Annotated in this window: 17 protein-coding genes; 7 read left to right on the forward strand and 10 right to left on the reverse strand. The window is 73.9% G+C overall.

Going from position 1 to position 16,108, the window contains the following annotated elements; all coding sequences use genetic code 11:
* The 3 genes from ABEA77_RS29130 to ABEA77_RS29140 form a co-directional block, all read left to right on the forward strand.
* A partial coding sequence (locus ABEA77_RS29130) for a DUF6895 family protein (RefSeq protein WP_425588407.1) occupies window positions 1-972 on the forward strand: 972 nt, incomplete at its 5' end.
* On the forward strand, window positions 969-1,985 hold the full coding sequence (locus ABEA77_RS29135) for a DUF6895 family protein (protein ID WP_345654032.1): 1,017 nt from the start codon (window positions 969-971) through the stop codon (window positions 1,983-1,985). The genes ABEA77_RS29130 and ABEA77_RS29135, both read left to right, overlap by 4 nt.
* The gene (locus tag ABEA77_RS29140) at window positions 1,982-3,097 is read left to right on the forward strand and encodes a serine hydrolase domain-containing protein (protein WP_345654035.1); all 1,116 of its coding nucleotides are present in this window, start codon (window positions 1,982-1,984) and stop codon (window positions 3,095-3,097) included. Before ABEA77_RS29135 ends, ABEA77_RS29140 begins: the two co-directional genes overlap by 4 nt.
* A gap of 24 nt (window positions 3,098-3,121) precedes the next feature.
* On the opposite strand, the gene ABEA77_RS29145 is transcribed toward ABEA77_RS29140, so the two are convergent.
* Together ABEA77_RS29145 and ABEA77_RS29150 are read right to left on the reverse strand one after the other, a co-directional pair.
* Entirely contained in the window at window positions 3,122-3,982 is an 861-nt protein-coding gene (locus tag ABEA77_RS29145) for an SAM-dependent methyltransferase (protein ID WP_345654037.1), read from the reverse strand.
* A gap of 96 nt (window positions 3,983-4,078) precedes the next feature.
* The gene (locus tag ABEA77_RS29150; RefSeq protein WP_345654040.1) at window positions 4,079-4,744 is read right to left on the reverse strand and encodes an ATP-binding protein; all 666 of its coding nucleotides are present in this window, start codon (window positions 4,742-4,744) and stop codon (window positions 4,079-4,081) included.
* A 189-nt stretch (window positions 4,745-4,933) separates the two neighbouring features.
* On the opposite strand from ABEA77_RS29150, the gene ABEA77_RS29155 reads away from it, so the two are divergent.
* Together ABEA77_RS29155 and ABEA77_RS29160 are read left to right on the forward strand one after the other, a co-directional pair.
* Entirely contained in the window at window positions 4,934-5,170 is a 237-nt protein-coding gene (locus ABEA77_RS29155) for a DUF397 domain-containing protein (protein WP_345654043.1), read from the forward strand.
* 190 nt (window positions 5,171-5,360) lie between these two features.
* Window positions 5,361-6,275: a helix-turn-helix domain-containing protein gene (locus ABEA77_RS29160; RefSeq protein ID WP_345654046.1), complete on the forward strand. Its 915-nt coding sequence runs from the start codon at window positions 5,361-5,363 to the stop codon at window positions 6,273-6,275.
* Between the two features lie 244 nt (window positions 6,276-6,519).
* Here ABEA77_RS29160 and ABEA77_RS29165 read toward each other — a convergent pair whose 3' ends face one another.
* From ABEA77_RS29165 to ABEA77_RS29190, 6 genes are all read right to left on the reverse strand, one after another.
* Window positions 6,520-7,221 carry a DUF1775 domain-containing protein gene (locus tag ABEA77_RS29165; protein WP_345654049.1) on the reverse strand — a complete coding sequence of 234 codons (702 nt, stop codon included), beginning with the start codon at window positions 7,219-7,221 and terminating at the stop codon, window positions 6,520-6,522.
* Between the two features lie 71 nt (window positions 7,222-7,292).
* Window positions 7,293-8,894 carry a YncE family protein gene (locus tag ABEA77_RS29170; protein ID WP_345654052.1) on the reverse strand — a complete coding sequence of 534 codons (1,602 nt, stop codon included), beginning with the start codon at window positions 8,892-8,894 and terminating at the stop codon, window positions 7,293-7,295.
* Between the two features lie 122 nt (window positions 8,895-9,016).
* Window positions 9,017-9,646, reverse strand: coding sequence for a hypothetical protein (locus ABEA77_RS29175; RefSeq protein WP_345654055.1), 630 nt, complete (start codon window positions 9,644-9,646; stop codon window positions 9,017-9,019).
* Window positions 9,631-10,197 (reverse strand): sigma-70 family RNA polymerase sigma factor, encoded by a 567-nt coding sequence (locus tag ABEA77_RS29180; RefSeq protein ID WP_345654057.1) that lies wholly within the window; start codon window positions 10,195-10,197, stop codon window positions 9,631-9,633. The genes ABEA77_RS29175 and ABEA77_RS29180 overlap by 16 nt, the downstream gene beginning before the upstream one ends.
* A gap of 172 nt (window positions 10,198-10,369) precedes the next feature.
* Complete coding sequence (locus tag ABEA77_RS29185; protein ID WP_345654060.1) at window positions 10,370-11,761, reverse strand: eCIS core domain-containing protein; 1,392 nt, start codon at window positions 11,759-11,761, stop codon at window positions 10,370-10,372.
* Between the two features lie 121 nt (window positions 11,762-11,882).
* Window positions 11,883-12,437 carry a hypothetical protein gene (locus ABEA77_RS29190; RefSeq protein WP_345654063.1) on the reverse strand — a complete coding sequence of 185 codons (555 nt, stop codon included), beginning with the start codon at window positions 12,435-12,437 and terminating at the stop codon, window positions 11,883-11,885.
* Between the two features lie 112 nt (window positions 12,438-12,549).
* Between ABEA77_RS29190 and ABEA77_RS29195 the strand changes: the two genes are divergently transcribed.
* Together ABEA77_RS29195 and ABEA77_RS29200 are read left to right on the forward strand one after the other, a co-directional pair.
* On the forward strand, window positions 12,550-13,137 hold the full coding sequence (locus ABEA77_RS29195) for a TetR/AcrR family transcriptional regulator (RefSeq protein ID WP_345654066.1): 588 nt from the start codon (window positions 12,550-12,552) through the stop codon (window positions 13,135-13,137).
* 559 nt (window positions 13,138-13,696) lie between these two features.
* Window positions 13,697-14,389, forward strand: a complete 693-nt coding sequence (locus ABEA77_RS29200; protein ID WP_345654069.1) for a TetR/AcrR family transcriptional regulator — start codon at window positions 13,697-13,699, stop codon at window positions 14,387-14,389.
* A 77-nt stretch (window positions 14,390-14,466) separates the two neighbouring features.
* On the opposite strand, the gene ABEA77_RS29205 is transcribed toward ABEA77_RS29200, so the two are convergent.
* Together ABEA77_RS29205 and ABEA77_RS29210 are read right to left on the reverse strand one after the other, a co-directional pair.
* Window positions 14,467-15,405, reverse strand: coding sequence for an NAD-dependent epimerase/dehydratase family protein (locus tag ABEA77_RS29205; protein WP_345654072.1), 939 nt, complete (start codon window positions 15,403-15,405; stop codon window positions 14,467-14,469).
* A 516-nt stretch (window positions 15,406-15,921) separates the two neighbouring features.
* Window positions 15,922-16,065, reverse strand: coding sequence for a hypothetical protein (locus ABEA77_RS29210; protein ID WP_345654075.1), 144 nt, complete (start codon window positions 16,063-16,065; stop codon window positions 15,922-15,924).
* Window positions 16,066-16,108: the final 43 nt, after the last annotated feature.

Consider the following 16,108-nt stretch of genomic DNA (forward strand, 5'->3'; position numbering starts at 1 on the left):
GCGCAGGCGGCGCCCGCGGTCCGCGCGGTGGGCTCCGCCGCGCTCGGCTGGGCCTTCGCGCACCGTGCGGAGTTCACGCTCGGCGAGGACGCCCTCGCCGAGCACGGCGACGTCAACCGCACCTGGAAGCCGCTCGGCGAGCTGGCCCAGGTGTGCGTCTCGGTGCGCCGCGCCACCGCGCCCGAGGACCCGCTGCACGCCACCGCGTCCGACCTGCTGCGGTACGCCTGGGAACTGACCGGGCAGGGCGCGTACTTCCACGAGCTGCTGCGGCTCGAACCCTTCGGCACGTACGCCCTTGAGGTGTATGCCGCATTCGCCTCGGCGGGCCTGCGCCACCCCGGCTTCGAGGAGCTGGCGGCGACGACCGTCGCGACCCGCAGCTGGCGGCTGACGGAGCAGCAGCCGAACCGCCGCCTCGGCCTGCTCAACTCCGAGCGCCGGGTGGGCCTGCCGCAGCACCGCCCGGTGGCGGACGCGCTGCGGGCGACCTGGCTCGGCGGACTGCCGGAGCCGTGGACGTTCGAGTCGGCGTCCGGCTACACCCTGACGCACGTGGTCTTCCACCTCACCGACTGGGGCGGCGACCCGGCGGGGGTCCCCTGCGACGTGGCGTCCTACCTGGACCTGTGGCTGCCCGCGTGGCTCGACTCCTGTGTGGAGGACGACCAGTGGGACCTGGCGTGCGAGCTGCTCGCGGTGGCGGGCGCGCTCCCCGAGCCGCCCGGCGGCGACCTGCTCGACGGGGTCTGGTCCGCGGTGGCGGCGGCCCAGGACGCGGACGGGAGCCTGCCGGAGGTCGGCCCGGGACGGCGGGGCAGGACCGTGCGGCAGGACTTCGCGGGCCGCTACCACTCGACCCTGATGGCCGCCTTCGCCGCGGCCCTCGCCCCGCAGCGGCGCGGCGCCGGGCCACACGGCGGGGAACCTCGCGGCGGAGATGCCCACGGCGGAGAGGAAGCGCAGGCATGACCGACGAGACACCCGCAGCCGCGCCGCGCGCCGAGACCGCGCTCCTGCACACGGTCGGCGCGAAGGCAGTCGAGTGGCTGTACGCGCACCGCGACGGCTTCCGCCTCGACCCCGACGCCGACCCGGAGACCGGGTTCCTCGAACGGTTCAAGCCCATCGGCGAGCTGGCGATGATCGGCGCGGTGCTGTTCCGCGAGGGCGTGGCGGGCTCACGCCAGTCCGACCTGGTACGGCGGCTCCTCGACCACGTGTGGCACGAGGCGCTCGACAGCGGGCACATGCTGGTGCGCGGCCAGCGGACCGAGCCGATCTCCCCCATCCCCTTCGAGGTCTACCTGCCGTTCAGGGAGCTGGGGTACGCCGATCCCGCGGTGGACCGCGCGGTGCGGCTCAACCAGCGCCAGGCGAGCTGGGCCGCCTTCGAGACGAAGCCGGTGCGGCGGCTCGGCCTCACCGCCTTCCAGCGCAGGTACGCGACGGCGGTGGCGGAGCCGGGGGACGCCGCACCCCCACAGGACGCGGGCCCGCTGCCCGGGCTCGCCGCCGACCTGCGCCGCACCTGGCTGGCCGCGCGTCCCGAGCCGTGGACCGTGGAGGGCCACATCGCGTACGACGTGACGCACACCGTCTTCCACCTCACCGAGTGGGGGCGCCGCCCGAGCGGCCTGCCCGCCGGCCTCGCGGAGTACCTGGCGCTCTGGCTGCCCGCCTGGCTCGACGACTGGCTCGACCTGGAGCGCTGGGACCTGCTCGGCGAACTGCTCGTGGTCGACGCCTGCCTGCCGGAGCCGGCCCTCGACGGCCGGGCCTGGCGCGGCTTCGCCGCGGCCCAGCAGGAGGACGGGGCGATGCCCGCGCTGCGCACCATGCCCGAGGGCGACCGGGACGAGGTGTTCGACGCGGTCTACCACCCGACGCTCGTCGCGGCATTCGCCTCCACCGTCGCGACCTCCCGGGCGCTGTCCGCGCTCTCCGGCGGCCCCGAGCCCGCCCCCGCCGGGACGCCGGGGTGACCGCGCCCGGCCGGGTCTCCCCGCCGTGTGCCGCGTCCGGCACGCCAGGTCCCTGCGACGACCGGGAGACGGCGGCCGCCCTGGACGAGGCCGTGCGCGCCATGGAGGCCCCGGACGCCGTGGTCGCCTTCACGCGGGACGGTCGCAGGACCGTGCGCGCAGGCGGCACCGCGCCGGCGCCGCGCGTCCCGCGCGAACTGCTGCGCTACGAGACCGGTTCCGCGACCAAGCCGTACACGGGCCTGCTGCTCGCGCGGCTGCTGCGCGAGGGCGTGGTGGAACCTGGCGACCCGGCCGCGGCCTTCCTGGCGCGCGGCGCCGGGCGCGGCCCGCACCCCATCACCCTCACGCACCTGATCACCCACACGTCCGGGCTGCCCCCGCTCCCCGCCGACCTGTATCCGGGCGCGCTGCGGCAGTGGCGGAGCAACCCGTACGAGCACTACACCGACGCGCGGGTGGCGGCGGCGTTCCTGCGGGCCCGCCCGCACCACCGCCCCGGCAGCCGCTGGCGCTACTCCAACTTCGGCGTGGCCGCGCTCGGACACGCCCTCGCCGCGGCCACCGCGACCCCCTGGGCCGACCTGCTCGCCGGACTCGTGCTCGCGCCCCTCGGCCTGACCGGCACGGCGCTCGCGCCCGCGCCGCCCGGCGCGCGCTCCCCCGACGCCACGGGCCACAGGGCGGACGGCACCACCCCGACGCCGCCGCTGCTGATCGGCGGCTTCCAGGCGGCGGGCGCCGTCCGGGCCACCCCGTACGACCTGCTCGCCTTCGTGGAGGCGCATCTGCGGCCGCCGGCCGGCTCGCCGCTCGAAGCGGACCTCTGGGCGGTCAGGCAGCCGGTCCTGCGGCGCGGGCACGGCCACCGGCACGTGCACACCCTGACCTGGTTCCGGCACGAGACCGCCCACGGGCCCGTCTACTTCCACGCCGGGGCCACCAGCGGCCAGCAGGCGTTCCTCGGCTTCGCGCCGGGCACGGACACCGCGCTCGCCGCGGTCTCCACGCGCCGCTTCCGGCTCAGGGACGCTTTCGTCGCGACGGCGTACGCGCTGCTGTGCACTCCCCCGGGCGCGCGCCCCGGCACGGCGGAGGACGCGGCCGGCTGACGCGTCGCCTCCGGGCGCGCCGGGTCAGGCCCTCTTGGCCGCGACACCCGCCCAGATCGGCACCGCGTCGTCCGCGACGCCCGCCTCCGGGACGCCGACGTCCGGCGCGACCCGCTCGGGCCGCCAGCGCTGCGGCACCACGAGTCCGGGCTCGGCCGGCTCCATCCCGTCAAAGAACCCGGCGACCTCGTCCCTGGTGCGCGCCCGCACCCCCGCGCCGGAGGCCGCGAGCGCCGATTCCAGGCCGCTCACCCCGGTCGGGTCGATGTCGCTCGCGAGGTGGGTGATCACCAGGTGGCTGCCGGGGACCAGCGCGCCGAGCAGGTGCCGTACGACCGCGTACGGGTCCTCGGAGGCCGGGAGCCAGTGCAGCAGCAGGCACATGCTGACCGCGACCGGCCGGCCGAGGTCCAGGGTCTCGCGCAGCTGCGCGGAGGCGAGGATGCCCGCCGGGTCGCTCACGTCCGCGTCGATGTACGCGGTCCTGCCGACGGGCTCGCTGGTGTGCAGCGCCCGCGAGTGCGCCAGCACGATCGGGTCGTTGTCCACGTAGACCACCCGGCTGTCGGGGGCCACGGCCTGGGCCACCTCGTGCAGGTTGGGCGAGGTGGGGATGCCCGTGCCGATGTCGAGGAACTGCCGGACGCCTGCCTCCTCCGCCAGGTACCGCGTCGCGCGGTGCATGAACGAGCGGTTCACCCGCACCGCGGCCTGCGCCGTCGGGATGTTCGACGCCACCTGCTCGGCCGCGGCCCGGTCGGGCCCGTAATTGGTCTTGCCGCCGAGCAGCGCGTCATAGATCCGCGCCGCGTGCGGCCTGTCGGTCCGCAGGTCGACCGGCGCGCGGCCCTGGCCCCGCGCCATCCACTCCGACGTGTCCGGCATCGCAGTCCCGTCCTCTCCAAGCCCTCTGTGGCCCGCACCCTAGACCGTGCGCCGCGCGGGCCTTCGGGGCGGTGGCCGCGGCCACCGCCCCGGTCCCTACCGCTCGTTGCCGAACGCGTGGACCGCGAGGCCGGCGGCGGCCGTCTGTTCGTACGGCGCGCGCACCGGCAGCGGGGCCGAGGCCCACGCCGTGGGCTGCGGGCGCGGGGCCGGGGGCGGCGCGGAGCGACCCGCCTCGGGACAGGAGACGGCGGCCCAGACGGCCTTGCCGTCCGTGTCGTCGGGCGTCGTCCAGCCCCAGGTCTCGCTCAGGCACTCGATGATGTGCAGGCCGCGGCCCGACTGCGCGAAGTAGTCGGGCTCCCTGACCCGGGGCACCGCGGCGCTGTGGTCGCAGACGGCGAACAGCACGGTCCCGCGCCGCAGCAGCATGCCGAGCCAGACGGCGGGCGGCGGGCCGTGCCTGGTCCCTGACTCCGTGTCGAGGCCGTAGCGCAGGGCGTTGCTGAGCAGTTCGGAGACGATCAGCGCGGCGTTCTCGGCCAGTTGGCCGAGGGACCAGTCGCTGAGGGTGCCTCCGGTGAATCTGCGCCCCTCGCCGACCGCCCGTCCGTCGGCGGGCAGCGCCCGCACCGTGCACCGGGCGGGCGGGGCGCCCGTCCGCCCGTCGAGCGGGAAGGCGTCCCGCGACGCGCGGTCGAGCAGTCGGCCGACCGTGCCTCCCGGTAAGGCGCACGACCGTCCTGGCGTACGGGATGTCATCGCGATCTCCGTGGAGCAGTCATATGTCACTTGCAGGTGATCGCCGACCACTATCCCCCCGGAAAGGATGGCGCCGCAACTGCATCTGCAATTACAGTTCTTGACGGCGCAATTGACGTCGCAACTGCATCTGCAATTGCAGCCGATGACGCCTGGTCAGACCTACGCACAACGACAGGAGTGGGCGGAATGCGACAGATCGAGAACGGAACCCGGTCCGACCTGATTGAGGGCGCGCGCTGGACCAAGAGCCGGCACAGCGCGCCCGGCGGCAACTGCGTGGAGCTCGCCGCCCTCCCCGACGGCAGCATCGCGGTCCGCAACTCCCGTCACCCGCAAGGCCCCGCGCTCGTCTACACCCGCGCCGAGCTGGCCGCTTTCGTCGCGGGCGCCAAGGACGGCGAGTTCGACGGCATGACGGTCTGACGCACCGCACCACCTGACGCACCGTCGGCCGGGGCGGGCGCACCGCGCCACCCGAGCCCACGGGGCCGCACACCAGGCGGCCTGCCGCCACCTGCGACAGGCCGCCACAGTGGCGTCCCCGCTGTACGCGGATGGGGCCCAAGTGGGAGACTGGGGCATCCATGTCCACGAGCGCCGTACGGGAGTTGTCATGAGCGCCATGCCGCAGCCGGACGGTGAGCAGCCTTCGCTGAGGCGCTACCTCGACCAGCCCCGCATCGGCCCGACCGCCCTGCGCATCGTGCTCGGTGCCCGGCTGCGGCGGCTCCGCCAGGAGCGCGGCATCTCACGGGTGGACGCGGGCCGGGCGATCCGCGCGTCCGACGCCAAGATCACCCGGCTGGAGCGCGGGCAGGTCGGCTTCAAACAGCGTGACGTCACTGACCTGTTGACGCTCTACAAGGTCCTCGGCGAGGACGAGCGTGCCGAGTACGCCGAGATGGCTCGCCAGGCGAGCCTGCCGGGCTGGTGGCACCAGTACAACGACGTCCTAGAAGACTGGTTCGAGCTGCACATCGGGCTCGAAGAGGCGGCCTCGCTGATCCGCACGTACGAGGTCCAGTTCCTGCCGGGTCTGCTCCAGACGCCGGACTACGCCCGCGTGGTCACCAGGCTCGGCTACCCCGACGCACCTGACGCGAAGATCGAGCGGCTGGTGGGTCTCAGGCTCGAACGGCAGAAGCTGCTCGACCTGCCGGAGGCACCCACCCTGTGGGCCGTGCTCGACGAGGCGGTCCTGCGGCGCCCGTTCGGCGGCACCGAGGTGGTGCGCGCCCAGCTCACGCACCTGATCGAGATGGCCGGCCGGCCCAACATCACGCTCCAGATCGCGCCGTTCAGCGTGGGCGCGGTCGCCGCGGCGGGCACGCCCGTCACGATCCTGCGGTTCGCCGAGCCGGACCTGCCGGACAAGGTCTACCTGGAGCAGCTCACGGGCGCGATCTACCTCGACAAGCGCGAGGAGATCGACCAGTACTCGCTGATCATGGACCGGCTCAGCGCGGAGGCCAACCCGCCGCAGGACACGGTCCCTTACCTCAGATCGCTCCTCGCCGACCTGGGCTGAGGGAGCCGGCCGGGGCCCCGCGCGGCCCCGGCTCCCGGGCCGCGTACGGATCCGGCCCGCTCCGCGTGGCCCGGCCGGCCCGGATCCGCGCGTGCGCGCCGGGCGCACGAGAACCCGGCCCCGGCCTCGCCTGCGCGCGCCGGGGACGGCACGGGGCCCGTCCCTGCGCCCGCGACGGTCGTCCACCGGGGCGCCAGGACGGGCCCTCGTGTGCGGCGGCGGTGTGCCGCCGGGGGCGGCTGCCCTACCCGCGGGACCGCGGCGCAGCGCGGGGCCTGCGGCGCACCGCGACCGCGGCGCCCGCGGCGAGGACCGCCGCCCCCGCCACCGACCAGGGCAGCCAGGACCCGGTGTCCTGGCCGCCGCCGCCCGGGGCCGCGGCTGTCACGCTCGGCGCGGGCGCGGCGGGCCCCCGGGCGGGCGACGCCGTGGCGGCCGGCCCGGAGGGCGCGGCGGCCTCGGGGGCGGGCGACGCCGTGACGGCCGCCGCGTCGAGGACCAGCACGGGCGCGGGGAAGTCCGGCACGGCGGTGCCCTTCTGCGCCTCGTCCCAGTCGACGACGGAACCGTCCGAGTACGTCTGGGCCGCGTCGAAGGCGACGCTCGCCTCGTCGGGCAGCGGCCCGACCCGTACGTCGAAGTAGCGGTGGTCGTCGGGCTTCAGCTCGTGGCCCGCCGTCGCGGTCCACACCACGTGGGTCGTCCCGTCCGCCCCGGCCGCGCCCCGCCGCACCGTCCACCCCGCGGCGGCCGGCACGGCGGTGGGCGTGACGCCCCTGGGCAGGGTGACGTCCACCCGTACGGTCGTGACGTCCGCCTTCTCCGAGGGAACCCGGAAGCGGAGGGTGGCCGGTTGTCCCTCTTTCGCGCCGTCGGAGAAGACCCGGACGTGCGCCGAGGCGGGCCCCGCCACCAGCAGGAGCGACCCCGCGACCGCTGCCAGCACGGCCGCCGTACGGTGTGCGCGGCGCCGGGAACGGCCGCGAGGTTGCGCTGTCACAGTGGTGTGTCTCCCTCTCAGCAGCAGTCGCAGTACAGCAGGTCGGCGGCCTCGACGGCGTCGTCGGAACCCGGGTGCATCGCCGCGGTCGCGGCCGCCGCCCGCGCGAGCGTCTGCGCGGTGGCCCTGCCCTTCGAGACCAGCGAGACGCTCGTACCGTCGAAGTCGGCGAAGGCGAGCACCTGGGCCGCGTTGCCCGAGGAGTCGGTGGTGAAGGACAGCAGCGGGACCCTCTCGCCGCCCTTGCGGACCGCGTACGCCTGGTAGGTGGTGGTCGGCTGGAGATCGCGGGCCTGGAGCTGGATCATGTCGAGCCCGCTGACGGGCCGGACGGTGGCCTCAAGGCTGCGGCCCCGGTCGCCGGAGCGCATCGTCTCGCCCGCGGTGCCGTCCGGCAGGGTGGTGGGCACGTTGCGCGGGGCCGAACCGAGGCCCTGGCGGCCGAGGTTGGCGGCGGAGCCGGCCGGCGCGGCGTTCGGCACGTAGACCAGGGCCTGCGGCTCCTGGCCGACACCCACGGTGCCGATCACCTTGTTGGTCGCGGTGTCGACCACGTCGACGGTGTCGGACTTCTCCATGCCCACGTACATGCGGGTGCCGTCGCCGCTCGGCCAGACGCCGTGCGGGGCGTGCCCGGTGTCGTGGATACGGGTCACCAGCCGCGGTGTGCCGCCCGGGTTCCTGCGGTAGACCAGGGTCTCGTCGAGGCCGCCCACCGTCAGGTAGGCGAACGAACCCGCCTCGGTCTTGGCGAAGTTGGGGTGGTTCGAGTCGGGGCCCGTCTTCAGCACGGCGGCGACCCTGCGGTGCTTGAGGTCGATCACGCTGGTCAGGCCCACGCGCTTGTGCGGGGCCCACAGCTCGGTGCCGTCGGGCGAGACGGCCTCGTCGGAGGAGAAGGAGTCGCCGAGGCCCTTGACGGTGTAGAGGACCTTGTGCGACCTGACGTCGACCGCGGTGATCTCCGGTGCGCTGATGTGGTTGATGTAGGCCGTCTTCCCGTCGGGGCTGAGCACCACCTTCGAGGGACCCGGGCCCACCCTGACGTTGCTGACGACACCGCCGTGCACGGCGTCCACGATCGTGACGGTGTCACGGCCCCGGTCGGCGACCCAGAACTGCTTGCCGTCCGCGGTGAAGGTGCCCTCGTGCGAGGCCCGGCCGACGTCGGTCTCGTTGACCACCTTGTTGGTCGCCGTGTCGATGATGTCGACGGTGTTGCTGGTCACACTGACCACACCGAGCCGCTTGTCGTCGCGGGAGAAGGCGAGGCCGTGCACGCCGACGTTGTCGGTGTACTGGGGGCTGAGGGTCGCCCCGAGGCGCTGGGAGCCGAGTGCGATGGTGCCGAGGGTCCTGTCGGTGGACGGGTCGATGACCGTGACGGTGTTGGACGTCTGGTCCGCGGTGTAGACGCGGTCACGGCCCGACACGGGCACGGATACCGAAGTGCCGTCGCCCGCGGTGGACTTCGCCGAGGTGTGGTGCGCGGCGGCCGGGTGCACCGGCGCCGCCTGCGCGGCGCTCACCACACCGAACGCGGTGGCGCCGATGCCGGCCAGCACCGCGGTGGCACCCGCGGCACTCCTGATCGAGAGTCCCGACAACAACGAGATCACTGACAAACCTCCATAAAAGGCGCACCTTGAGGGCGCGTCGAGGGGAGGGCGGGCGAAGGCCCGTCCTGGTTCAGGGGAGTCGAGAGGGGGGCGGCCCGCTTCCTTCGCGGGGAGCGGGCCGCCTACGCGGCGTCGCGCGGACGCACGGGGGTGCTGGCGACGAAGTGTCCTGCGGCGTCCTGCACGTACAGGGTGGTGATGCTGTCCCTGGGCATGGCGGTGGTCATGCGGACGTGCATCGGGGCTCCGCCCCTGCCGCCCGCGTGGACACTGCCCGCGGGCAGGCGCTCGCCGTGCGCGTCGCCCGTCATCAGCCGGTACGTGCCACCCGCGTCAAGCCCGGAGAGGGACACCGGGATCTCGGTGCCCCAGGCGTGCGGGACCATCGCCCCGTCCTGGGCGAGGCGTACCGCGGCGACGGACGTGTGCGTGCCGTCGTCGGACGTCACGACGACGGTGGCCAGCGCGGCGCACGCGGCCAGCACCACGGAGCCTGCCGCGACCGCGGCTCTGCGCCGTACGCGCCGCGGCCGGGGCACCGGCGCGGGCGCGGGCGGGGTCCAGGGGGCGAGCGGGGAGTCGGCGCGCTCGAAGGTCCGCATCACCCTGCGCACGCCCTCCGCCTCCGCGGCGCAGCCCTCGCAGGACGCCACATGGCGCGCGAGCGGGGCGGGCAACGGCCTGTCGAGCAGCAGGAGTTCGGTGATCTCCTCGCGAACGTCCCGGCAGTAGCCGTTCATGGTGCCAGCCATCCGTTCTCCTCCAGGATGCCGCGCAGCGCGCGGATTCCGTAGTACAGCCGACTGCGGGCGCTCGACGCCGGGATGCCGAGCTCCTCGGCCAGGTCGGCGCAGGTGCGGCCGAACAGGTACACCTCGATGACCGCCTCGCGGTGCTGGGGTGTGAGCCGGTCCAGCGCCTCGCTGAGCTCTATCCGCGCGAGCAGCTGGTCGTACGGGTCGCGGCCGTCGCTCTCGCGCGCCTGCCCTGACTCGTCGGCGCCGGCGGACGCGGGCCTGGCCGCGCGGTGCCGCCGCGCGTCCACGATCGCGTTGCGCGCGATGGCGTAGAGCCAGGTCCGCAGGCTGCCGCGGCGCGCGTCGAAGGAGTCCGACGCGCGCCAGGCCCGCAGGAACACCTCCTGCACGATCTCCTCGGCCAACTGCGCGTCGCCCAGGGCGTTGCGGGCGTAGCCGAGCAGCTCGCCGCCGTACTCGCGGTAGGCCTCCCGTACGCCCTTCTCACTGCCGAGGGACGGCTCAAGGGCCTCCTTGCGCCGCGCGCGCCAGGTCCTGACGCCCACTACGACCGCCCGCCCCTCGCGGTGTCCCGCAGCTCCACCGGCGTCCTCCGATCCCCTTGCATTGTGTCGCGGGGGGATACGGCACCGCGCCCGGAGGTGTTGACGACGCCCCATGTGTCCTGGGTCACTCCCACCGAGCCGGTATCCGGCGGGCGGGCGCGGCACCGCGGGTTCAGGGACGGGTCACGGTGACGAGGCGGTAGGGCGGCTGGTGGCCGATCACCAGGGGAACACCGGCGAGTTCGTAGACTTCGCCCGCCGTCTTCCCGGGGACCGGAGTGATCTGGACAGCGAGCGGAACATGGCCGGCGACACCGGAATTCTCCCCGTTGATGGTGTCGACCGCCGTGCGGATGGCCTCTGCCTGGCTGTACCCGCTCTGCTCGTTGTCCGTGAAGATCCAGGCCGTGCTGTCGGCGCCCATGATCTCTTCGAGACAGCGCGCCAGGCTGCCGGGCGCGTCGGACATGGACCAGATGTTGCCCGGGTGCGGCACGAGGACGTCGGTGTGCGGAACGTGGTGGCCGAAGCCCTCGATCGACCCCTGAGTGAGCCGCACGGTGTCCGGCGGGATCCCCAGGTCCGTCAACGCCTCCGTCAGCCGGCCCGCCTGCATCATCAAGTCGTAGGCGTTCAGGTTCCGCTTCCTGCGCCAGGCCTCCTCCAGGAACTCCGTGTCCCCGCTCCGCTGCCCGTCCACCGCGCCCACCACGGTGTTGCGCGTGAATTCGACCACCTTCCCGACCGGCACGTCGACGTCGTAGTCGATGTACGGCTCCACACGCCGCTGGTGATCGGGGTGGAGCTCCCGGTACCAGGAGGCGGCCAGCACTTCGTCCCGCGTCAACGGGCGCCTGGCCGCGTCCGCGTCGCTGTAGAGCGCCCGCTGCACCGGCGCCGCGGCGACCGCGGGCGGCCCGGCGGCCCCCGGGCGGACACCGGCCGGCGGCGAGTGGAGGTCGGCGGGCGGGGACACCGACATCACCCGCGCGGCGGTGGCCTCCGCCTCCCGCTCGAAGGGGTCGGAGCTGTCAGAGAGGCGCAGGCCCGTTCCGTCGTCGGTGCCGGCGACCGGGCCACGCCGTTGCTGGACGACATGGGTGAGTTCATGGGCGAGCGTGAGCTTGTCGCCTCCCCCGCTCCCGAGGACGACGTGCTCGCGGGAGGTGTAGGCCCGCGCCCCGATGCCGGCGGCGGAAGCCTCGGCCGCGCTGCCGGTGTGGACGCGGACGCCGGAGAAGTCGGCGCCGAGCCGGGCTTCCATCTCGGCCCGTGTGGAGTCGTCGAGAGGACGGCCGCCGGTGCGCAGGACGTCGTGGACGGCCGGGCGCCGCGCGGTCTGCCCGGGGTACTCGGGCCCTGGGCGGTCGCCGTCGGCACGGTGCCGTGCCCCGGCCGGCAGGCGCCCGGCCCTGCCGAGCATCTGGACGACCGCCGCGTTGCCGACGGCGCCCTGCAGTGCGAGGAGGGCCGGGAGCGGCGCCCCGCCCGCCGTTTGGCGCCGACGGCGCGGCTCCCGGTCCCCGCGGGCCCCGGCCGGCCTGGCCCGGTCCTCGGCGTACATGCGGACTCCCCCTCTGCGTGTCGCCGGACGGTCCCTGTCTGAGTACCCGGGGCGCGGGAGGTCCTGCCAGGTACCGGAGGGCAGAGTCGGGGGCAGCGCACGGGCCCGCGGCGTGCGGATGTCAGCTCGCGCGCTTCAGCCGGAGGGCGGAGACGAGGAAGAACACGCCGCCGAGCAGGGCGTATCCGGCCAGGTTGCCCAGGGAGGCGCCCGCGGTGGCGGCCTGCGCGAAGAACGACGCGCCGGCGAGGACGGAGATGCCGCCACTGGCGATCATCGCCCACTGGCCGCCCAGTTGGCGCCGCACGGCGCCGACGACGAGCTGCACGGCGCCCGCCACGACGGCCCAGACGCCCCAGACGCGCAGGACGGCCGGCACACCGGAAGCGGCGGCGAACGCCAGGCCGACGGCGGCCAGGGAGCTGAGCACGATGTTCACGTACAGGCCGCGCACCGGTCCGCTCTGCGCGCGGGCGGACCTGATGTCGACGACCGCGCAGGCCACGTCGAACAGCGGGTAGACCACCAGCAGCACCGCACCGAGCGGCCCCAGCGTGCCGGCGGTCGTGAACAGCAGGGCGGCCCACACCGCGGCGAACGCGAAGCGGACGAGGTAGAGCCTCCGCAGGGCCCCTGCGGGGGTGGCGGCTGCGGGGGGAGCGACGAGGGTGTCCATGGCGGACCTCTCAGCGAGGGAGAACGTTCGGTATAGCTCGATGACCGCAGCCTAGAGAGGGCACTCCCACCCGTCAAGACCGAACGTTCTCCCTTGTTGTTAGGCTGGGAGCATGAGCCAGGGCACAGGAGTCGGCAGCACCTCGCAGGCGCGCTCGCGGCTGCTCACCACCGCGACGAGGATCTTCTACGCGGAGGGGATCCACTCCGTGGGCATCGACCGGATCGTCAACGAGGCCCAGGTGACCCGGGCCACGCTCTACCGCCACTTCTCCGGCAAGGAGGACCTCGTCCTCGCCTACCTCGACGCCGCCGACCGCGGCATCAGGGAGCAGGTCGCCGCCGCGCTCGCGGGCACCGACTCACCGGCCGGGCGAGTACGCGCCGTCAGCCGCGCCATCACCGAGGGCATCCGCTCCCCCGGCTTCCGCGGCTGCGCCTTCCTCAACGCGGTGGCCGAGTACCCCGACCCGGCCCACCCCGTCCACCGGGCCGTCCTCGTCCACCGGCAGTGGTTCCTCGACACGGTCACCGGCCTGCTGGCGCAGATCGGCGACTCCCCCGCGGAGGAGGACGGCAGGCACCTCGTCATGCTCCGCGACGGCGCGATGGCGGCAGGCTGCCTCTTCGACCCCGAACTGGTCTCGGAGACCTTCCTGCGCGGCACGGAAGGGATCCTCAAGGCCCGCATCCACCCCTGACGCGTCGCGCACGCACGGCGCGCTCCCGACGCGGAGTCGGCCGGCCCACCCGGCCGGCAGAGCCCGGACAAAGCCGCCTCCGGACGCCCGGTCGGCGGCACCCTCCCCGCAGGCTCGGATCTTCCGCAGGGCATCAGCCGCCCCTCTGCCGCCGCTGCCCGATCAGCGGCATGAGGGGCTGGCGCTCCACGGGTGCGAAAGGTGCCCGACCCGACGACGGTGCCGGGGATCCCCGCTCCCACACCGGCGGCGAAGAGGAGGGACAGGCCCAGCGGAGTCATGAACCTCCGTACGTCGAAGCGGCCGGCAAGGCCAGCCCCTCAAACTGCCCGGGGCGGATCGGGGCGGAGGCCCCAACGCGTCAGGTCCACTTGCGGACGGTCAAGGGGAACGCGGCAGAGGGCGGACGGTGGACGGCACCGTGGCCACGCTGCTCCGCGGGGGATACGGACCGCGGGTCCTCGCGGGATCTCCCGGTCGCCCCGCCGGGGCCGACTGCCGCCCCATCCAGGCCCGGCCGCTTTCTGTACAGCATACGTGTACACGTTACAGTTGGCGCGTGGCACCACGACGACGGGCAGCGGCGCACACCCCACTGAAGGCCGACGTTCTCATCAGTCGCGCCCTGGACATCGCCGACGCGGAGGGCTTGAACGCGGTGACCATCCGCCGTCTCGCCCAGGAGTACGACGTCACTCCCATGGCGCTCTACTGGCACTTCAAGGACAAGGAACAACTGGTCGACGGCATCGCCGAGCAGCTTTTTGCCCAGGTGGCCGCACCGGAGGACTCCTTTGGGCCGTGGCACGAGCGGCTTCGGCGTGAACTGACGGCCTTCCTCGAAGCGATGCGACCGCACCCGGCCGTCGCCGGCCTCGCGCCTGCCCGCATCCTCGCCAGTGAGGCAGGCCTGACCGTCGCCGACCGGATTCTCGGACTGCTGCGCACGGCGGGCTTCCCTTCCGAGGACGCCGCGGAGGTCGGGTCGTACCTGCTGTGCGCCATCGTCACACTGATCACCTCCGAGCCGGGGCCGAGCCACCAGCTCGCCGACGAGCCGCGTGCGGATGCGGTGCGTGGTCGCCGTGCCCATATCAACTCCCTCCCGCCGCAGAAGTTCCCGAATGTCGTCGCTGCCGCCGACGCACTCGCGGACTGCCGCAACGAGGACACGTACTACGCGCGCGGCATCGCGCTGCTGGTCGAGGGCACCAAGGGCATCCGCCGGTCACTGGTGGCGAAGGGGTCCTGAGTACGGGGCACGGCTCGTCGGCGGATGCCAGGGGCCTCCGGGGCGCGGGGTGCCCGCGCCCCGGAGGCCTGTAGGCGTCAGGCCGCCTCGGCCTCCTGACCGGTGTCGACCGTGATCGACTTCGGGCCCCACAGGCGGCGGTACGATCCCTCGACGATTTCCGGGACCAGCTCAGGGCCTCTCGGCCGCCAGCCCAGCTCCTCGCGTACCCGCCTCGCGTCGACGCGGCTGTTACAGCCCATGGCCGCGTTCCAGACGTGCCCGAGGACGGACTCGCCCTCCTCAGCGTCCTCGAAGGGCCGGACCGGAAGGCCGAGGGCCGCGCCGATGGCCTCGCTGATCGTCTTGGAGTCGCATTCGGACGCGGCGACGTTGTAGACGCCTCGTGCCTGCGGGTTCTCCACGACAAGCGGGTAGACCTCGGCCAGGTCGTCGAGGTAGACGTTGGCGTAGCGGTTGAGGCCGGGGGCCGAATACCCGGCGAAGCCGTGCTTGAGCGCCGCCCTGAACAGCACGGGAAGCTGCTCGCTCGCGCCCTGCCCGTAGATCATCGACGGCCGGATGATCACGGTCCGCAGCCCTTCACCATCAGCTTCCAGCACCTTCTGATCGATCGAGAACCGTCGGCGCAGCGGTGGCAGCGGCGTCCAGCCGTCGTCCTCGTGGTGGACGACAGGATTGAGCGCGCCCGCCGCGAGATCAATGTAGATGCCGGTGCCGCTCGTACGTACGTAGGTGCGTCCCGTGCCCGCGAGGACGCGCAGGAAGTGTTCGGCCGATCCGGCATGGTCGGCCGAGGCCGTGTCCACGACGACGTCGGCGTCCGAGCACGCCGCTTCGAGGCTGTCGCGGTCGTCGAGGTTTCCCCTCCGGGCCGGCAGGCCCATCGCGAGGATCGCCCTCTCGCTCCGGGCGCTGTGCGCGAGCCCGACGACTTGGTGCCCGTGCGCGGCGAGTGTGCGCGACACCACGGCTCCGATGTATCCGGCTGCGCCGGTGACGAGGATCTTCATCATGGTCTCCGTATTCGGGTGCGACCGGGGTGGTCAGATCTGCGGGGTGCACGGCCGCCGGTCCGGGGCCGCGGTCCGGGGGGTGAGCGGTGCGGACAACCAGTAGACGACGGCGGTGACTTCGGACGGCGCGCCAGCGCGTCTCACGGTCCCCGGGCCGTCCGACGTGCGCTGACGACTGGGCCCCGGTTCGACAACGGCCCAGCGGTGGCCCGTAGGTGGCGGTGCCGGGCAGCCGACTGCCCGGCTCCCTTCCGTGGCCGGCATCTGCTGCGCTCCCTCCGTCCGCGGCGGCCCCTCAGCGGTGGGCCGCGTACGGCGCACATGTACACAGTACATGGACGCCGTACGCGTACGCAGTAGAGCCAGGTGTATCTCGTACAGAGGGCGGGTCTTCGAGGCGTCCCGAGCCGGTCAGAGGAAACCGCTCGGGTTCGGCCGGCATTCGGCCGGGGCCGCCCGACGAGTTCGCGCACGGGAGGCGGTGAGGCGCCGTGGGCCGCGGCGTGGCTCGGCGTTTCACATCGTTCGCGCCGGGATCAGGTCCGCGATCTGCTGGTGGGACGGCAGGGCGGCGGCGTGCACGGAGTCACTGATGTGCTCGCGGGTGACGGGCGTGGTGTCGTCGTCGGAACGCCCGGGTGCGCTCGTCGTCTGCGACAACGTGGTCTCCGGTCGCCGCCGGCACGCCGACCGCCTCGTCCAT

The sequence above is a fragment of the Streptomyces tremellae genome (assembly GCF_039540215.1).
GTDB lineage: Bacteria > Actinomycetota > Actinomycetes > Streptomycetales > Streptomycetaceae > Streptomyces > Streptomyces tremellae.

Excerpts from the sequence above, each read along its gene's own strand:
- ABEA77_RS29195 (WP_345654066.1), top strand. The coding sequence starts at position 12,550 with ATGAGCCAGGGCACAGGAGTCGGCAGCACCTCGCAGGCGCGCTCGCGG.
- ABEA77_RS29205 (WP_345654072.1), bottom strand. The coding sequence starts at position 15,405 with ATGATGAAGATCCTCGTCACCGGCGCAGCCGGATACATCGGAGCCGTG.
- ABEA77_RS29135 (WP_345654032.1), top strand. The coding sequence starts at position 969 with ATGACCGACGAGACACCCGCAGCCGCGCCGCGCGCCGAGACCGCGCTC.
- ABEA77_RS29185 (WP_345654060.1), bottom strand. The coding sequence starts at position 11,761 with ATGTACGCCGAGGACCGGGCCAGGCCGGCCGGGGCCCGCGGGGACCGG.
- ABEA77_RS29190 (WP_345654063.1), bottom strand. The coding sequence starts at position 12,437 with ATGGACACCCTCGTCGCTCCCCCCGCAGCCGCCACCCCCGCAGGGGCC.
- ABEA77_RS29150 (WP_345654040.1), bottom strand. The coding sequence starts at position 4,744 with ATGACATCCCGTACGCCAGGACGGTCGTGCGCCTTACCGGGAGGCACG.
- ABEA77_RS29175 (WP_345654055.1), bottom strand. The coding sequence starts at position 9,646 with ATGGCTGGCACCATGAACGGCTACTGCCGGGACGTTCGCGAGGAGATC.
- ABEA77_RS29160 (WP_345654046.1), top strand. The coding sequence starts at position 5,361 with ATGAGCGCCATGCCGCAGCCGGACGGTGAGCAGCCTTCGCTGAGGCGC.
- ABEA77_RS29155 (WP_345654043.1), top strand. The coding sequence starts at position 4,934 with ATGCGACAGATCGAGAACGGAACCCGGTCCGACCTGATTGAGGGCGCG.
- ABEA77_RS29145 (WP_345654037.1), bottom strand. The coding sequence starts at position 3,982 with ATGCCGGACACGTCGGAGTGGATGGCGCGGGGCCAGGGCCGCGCGCCG.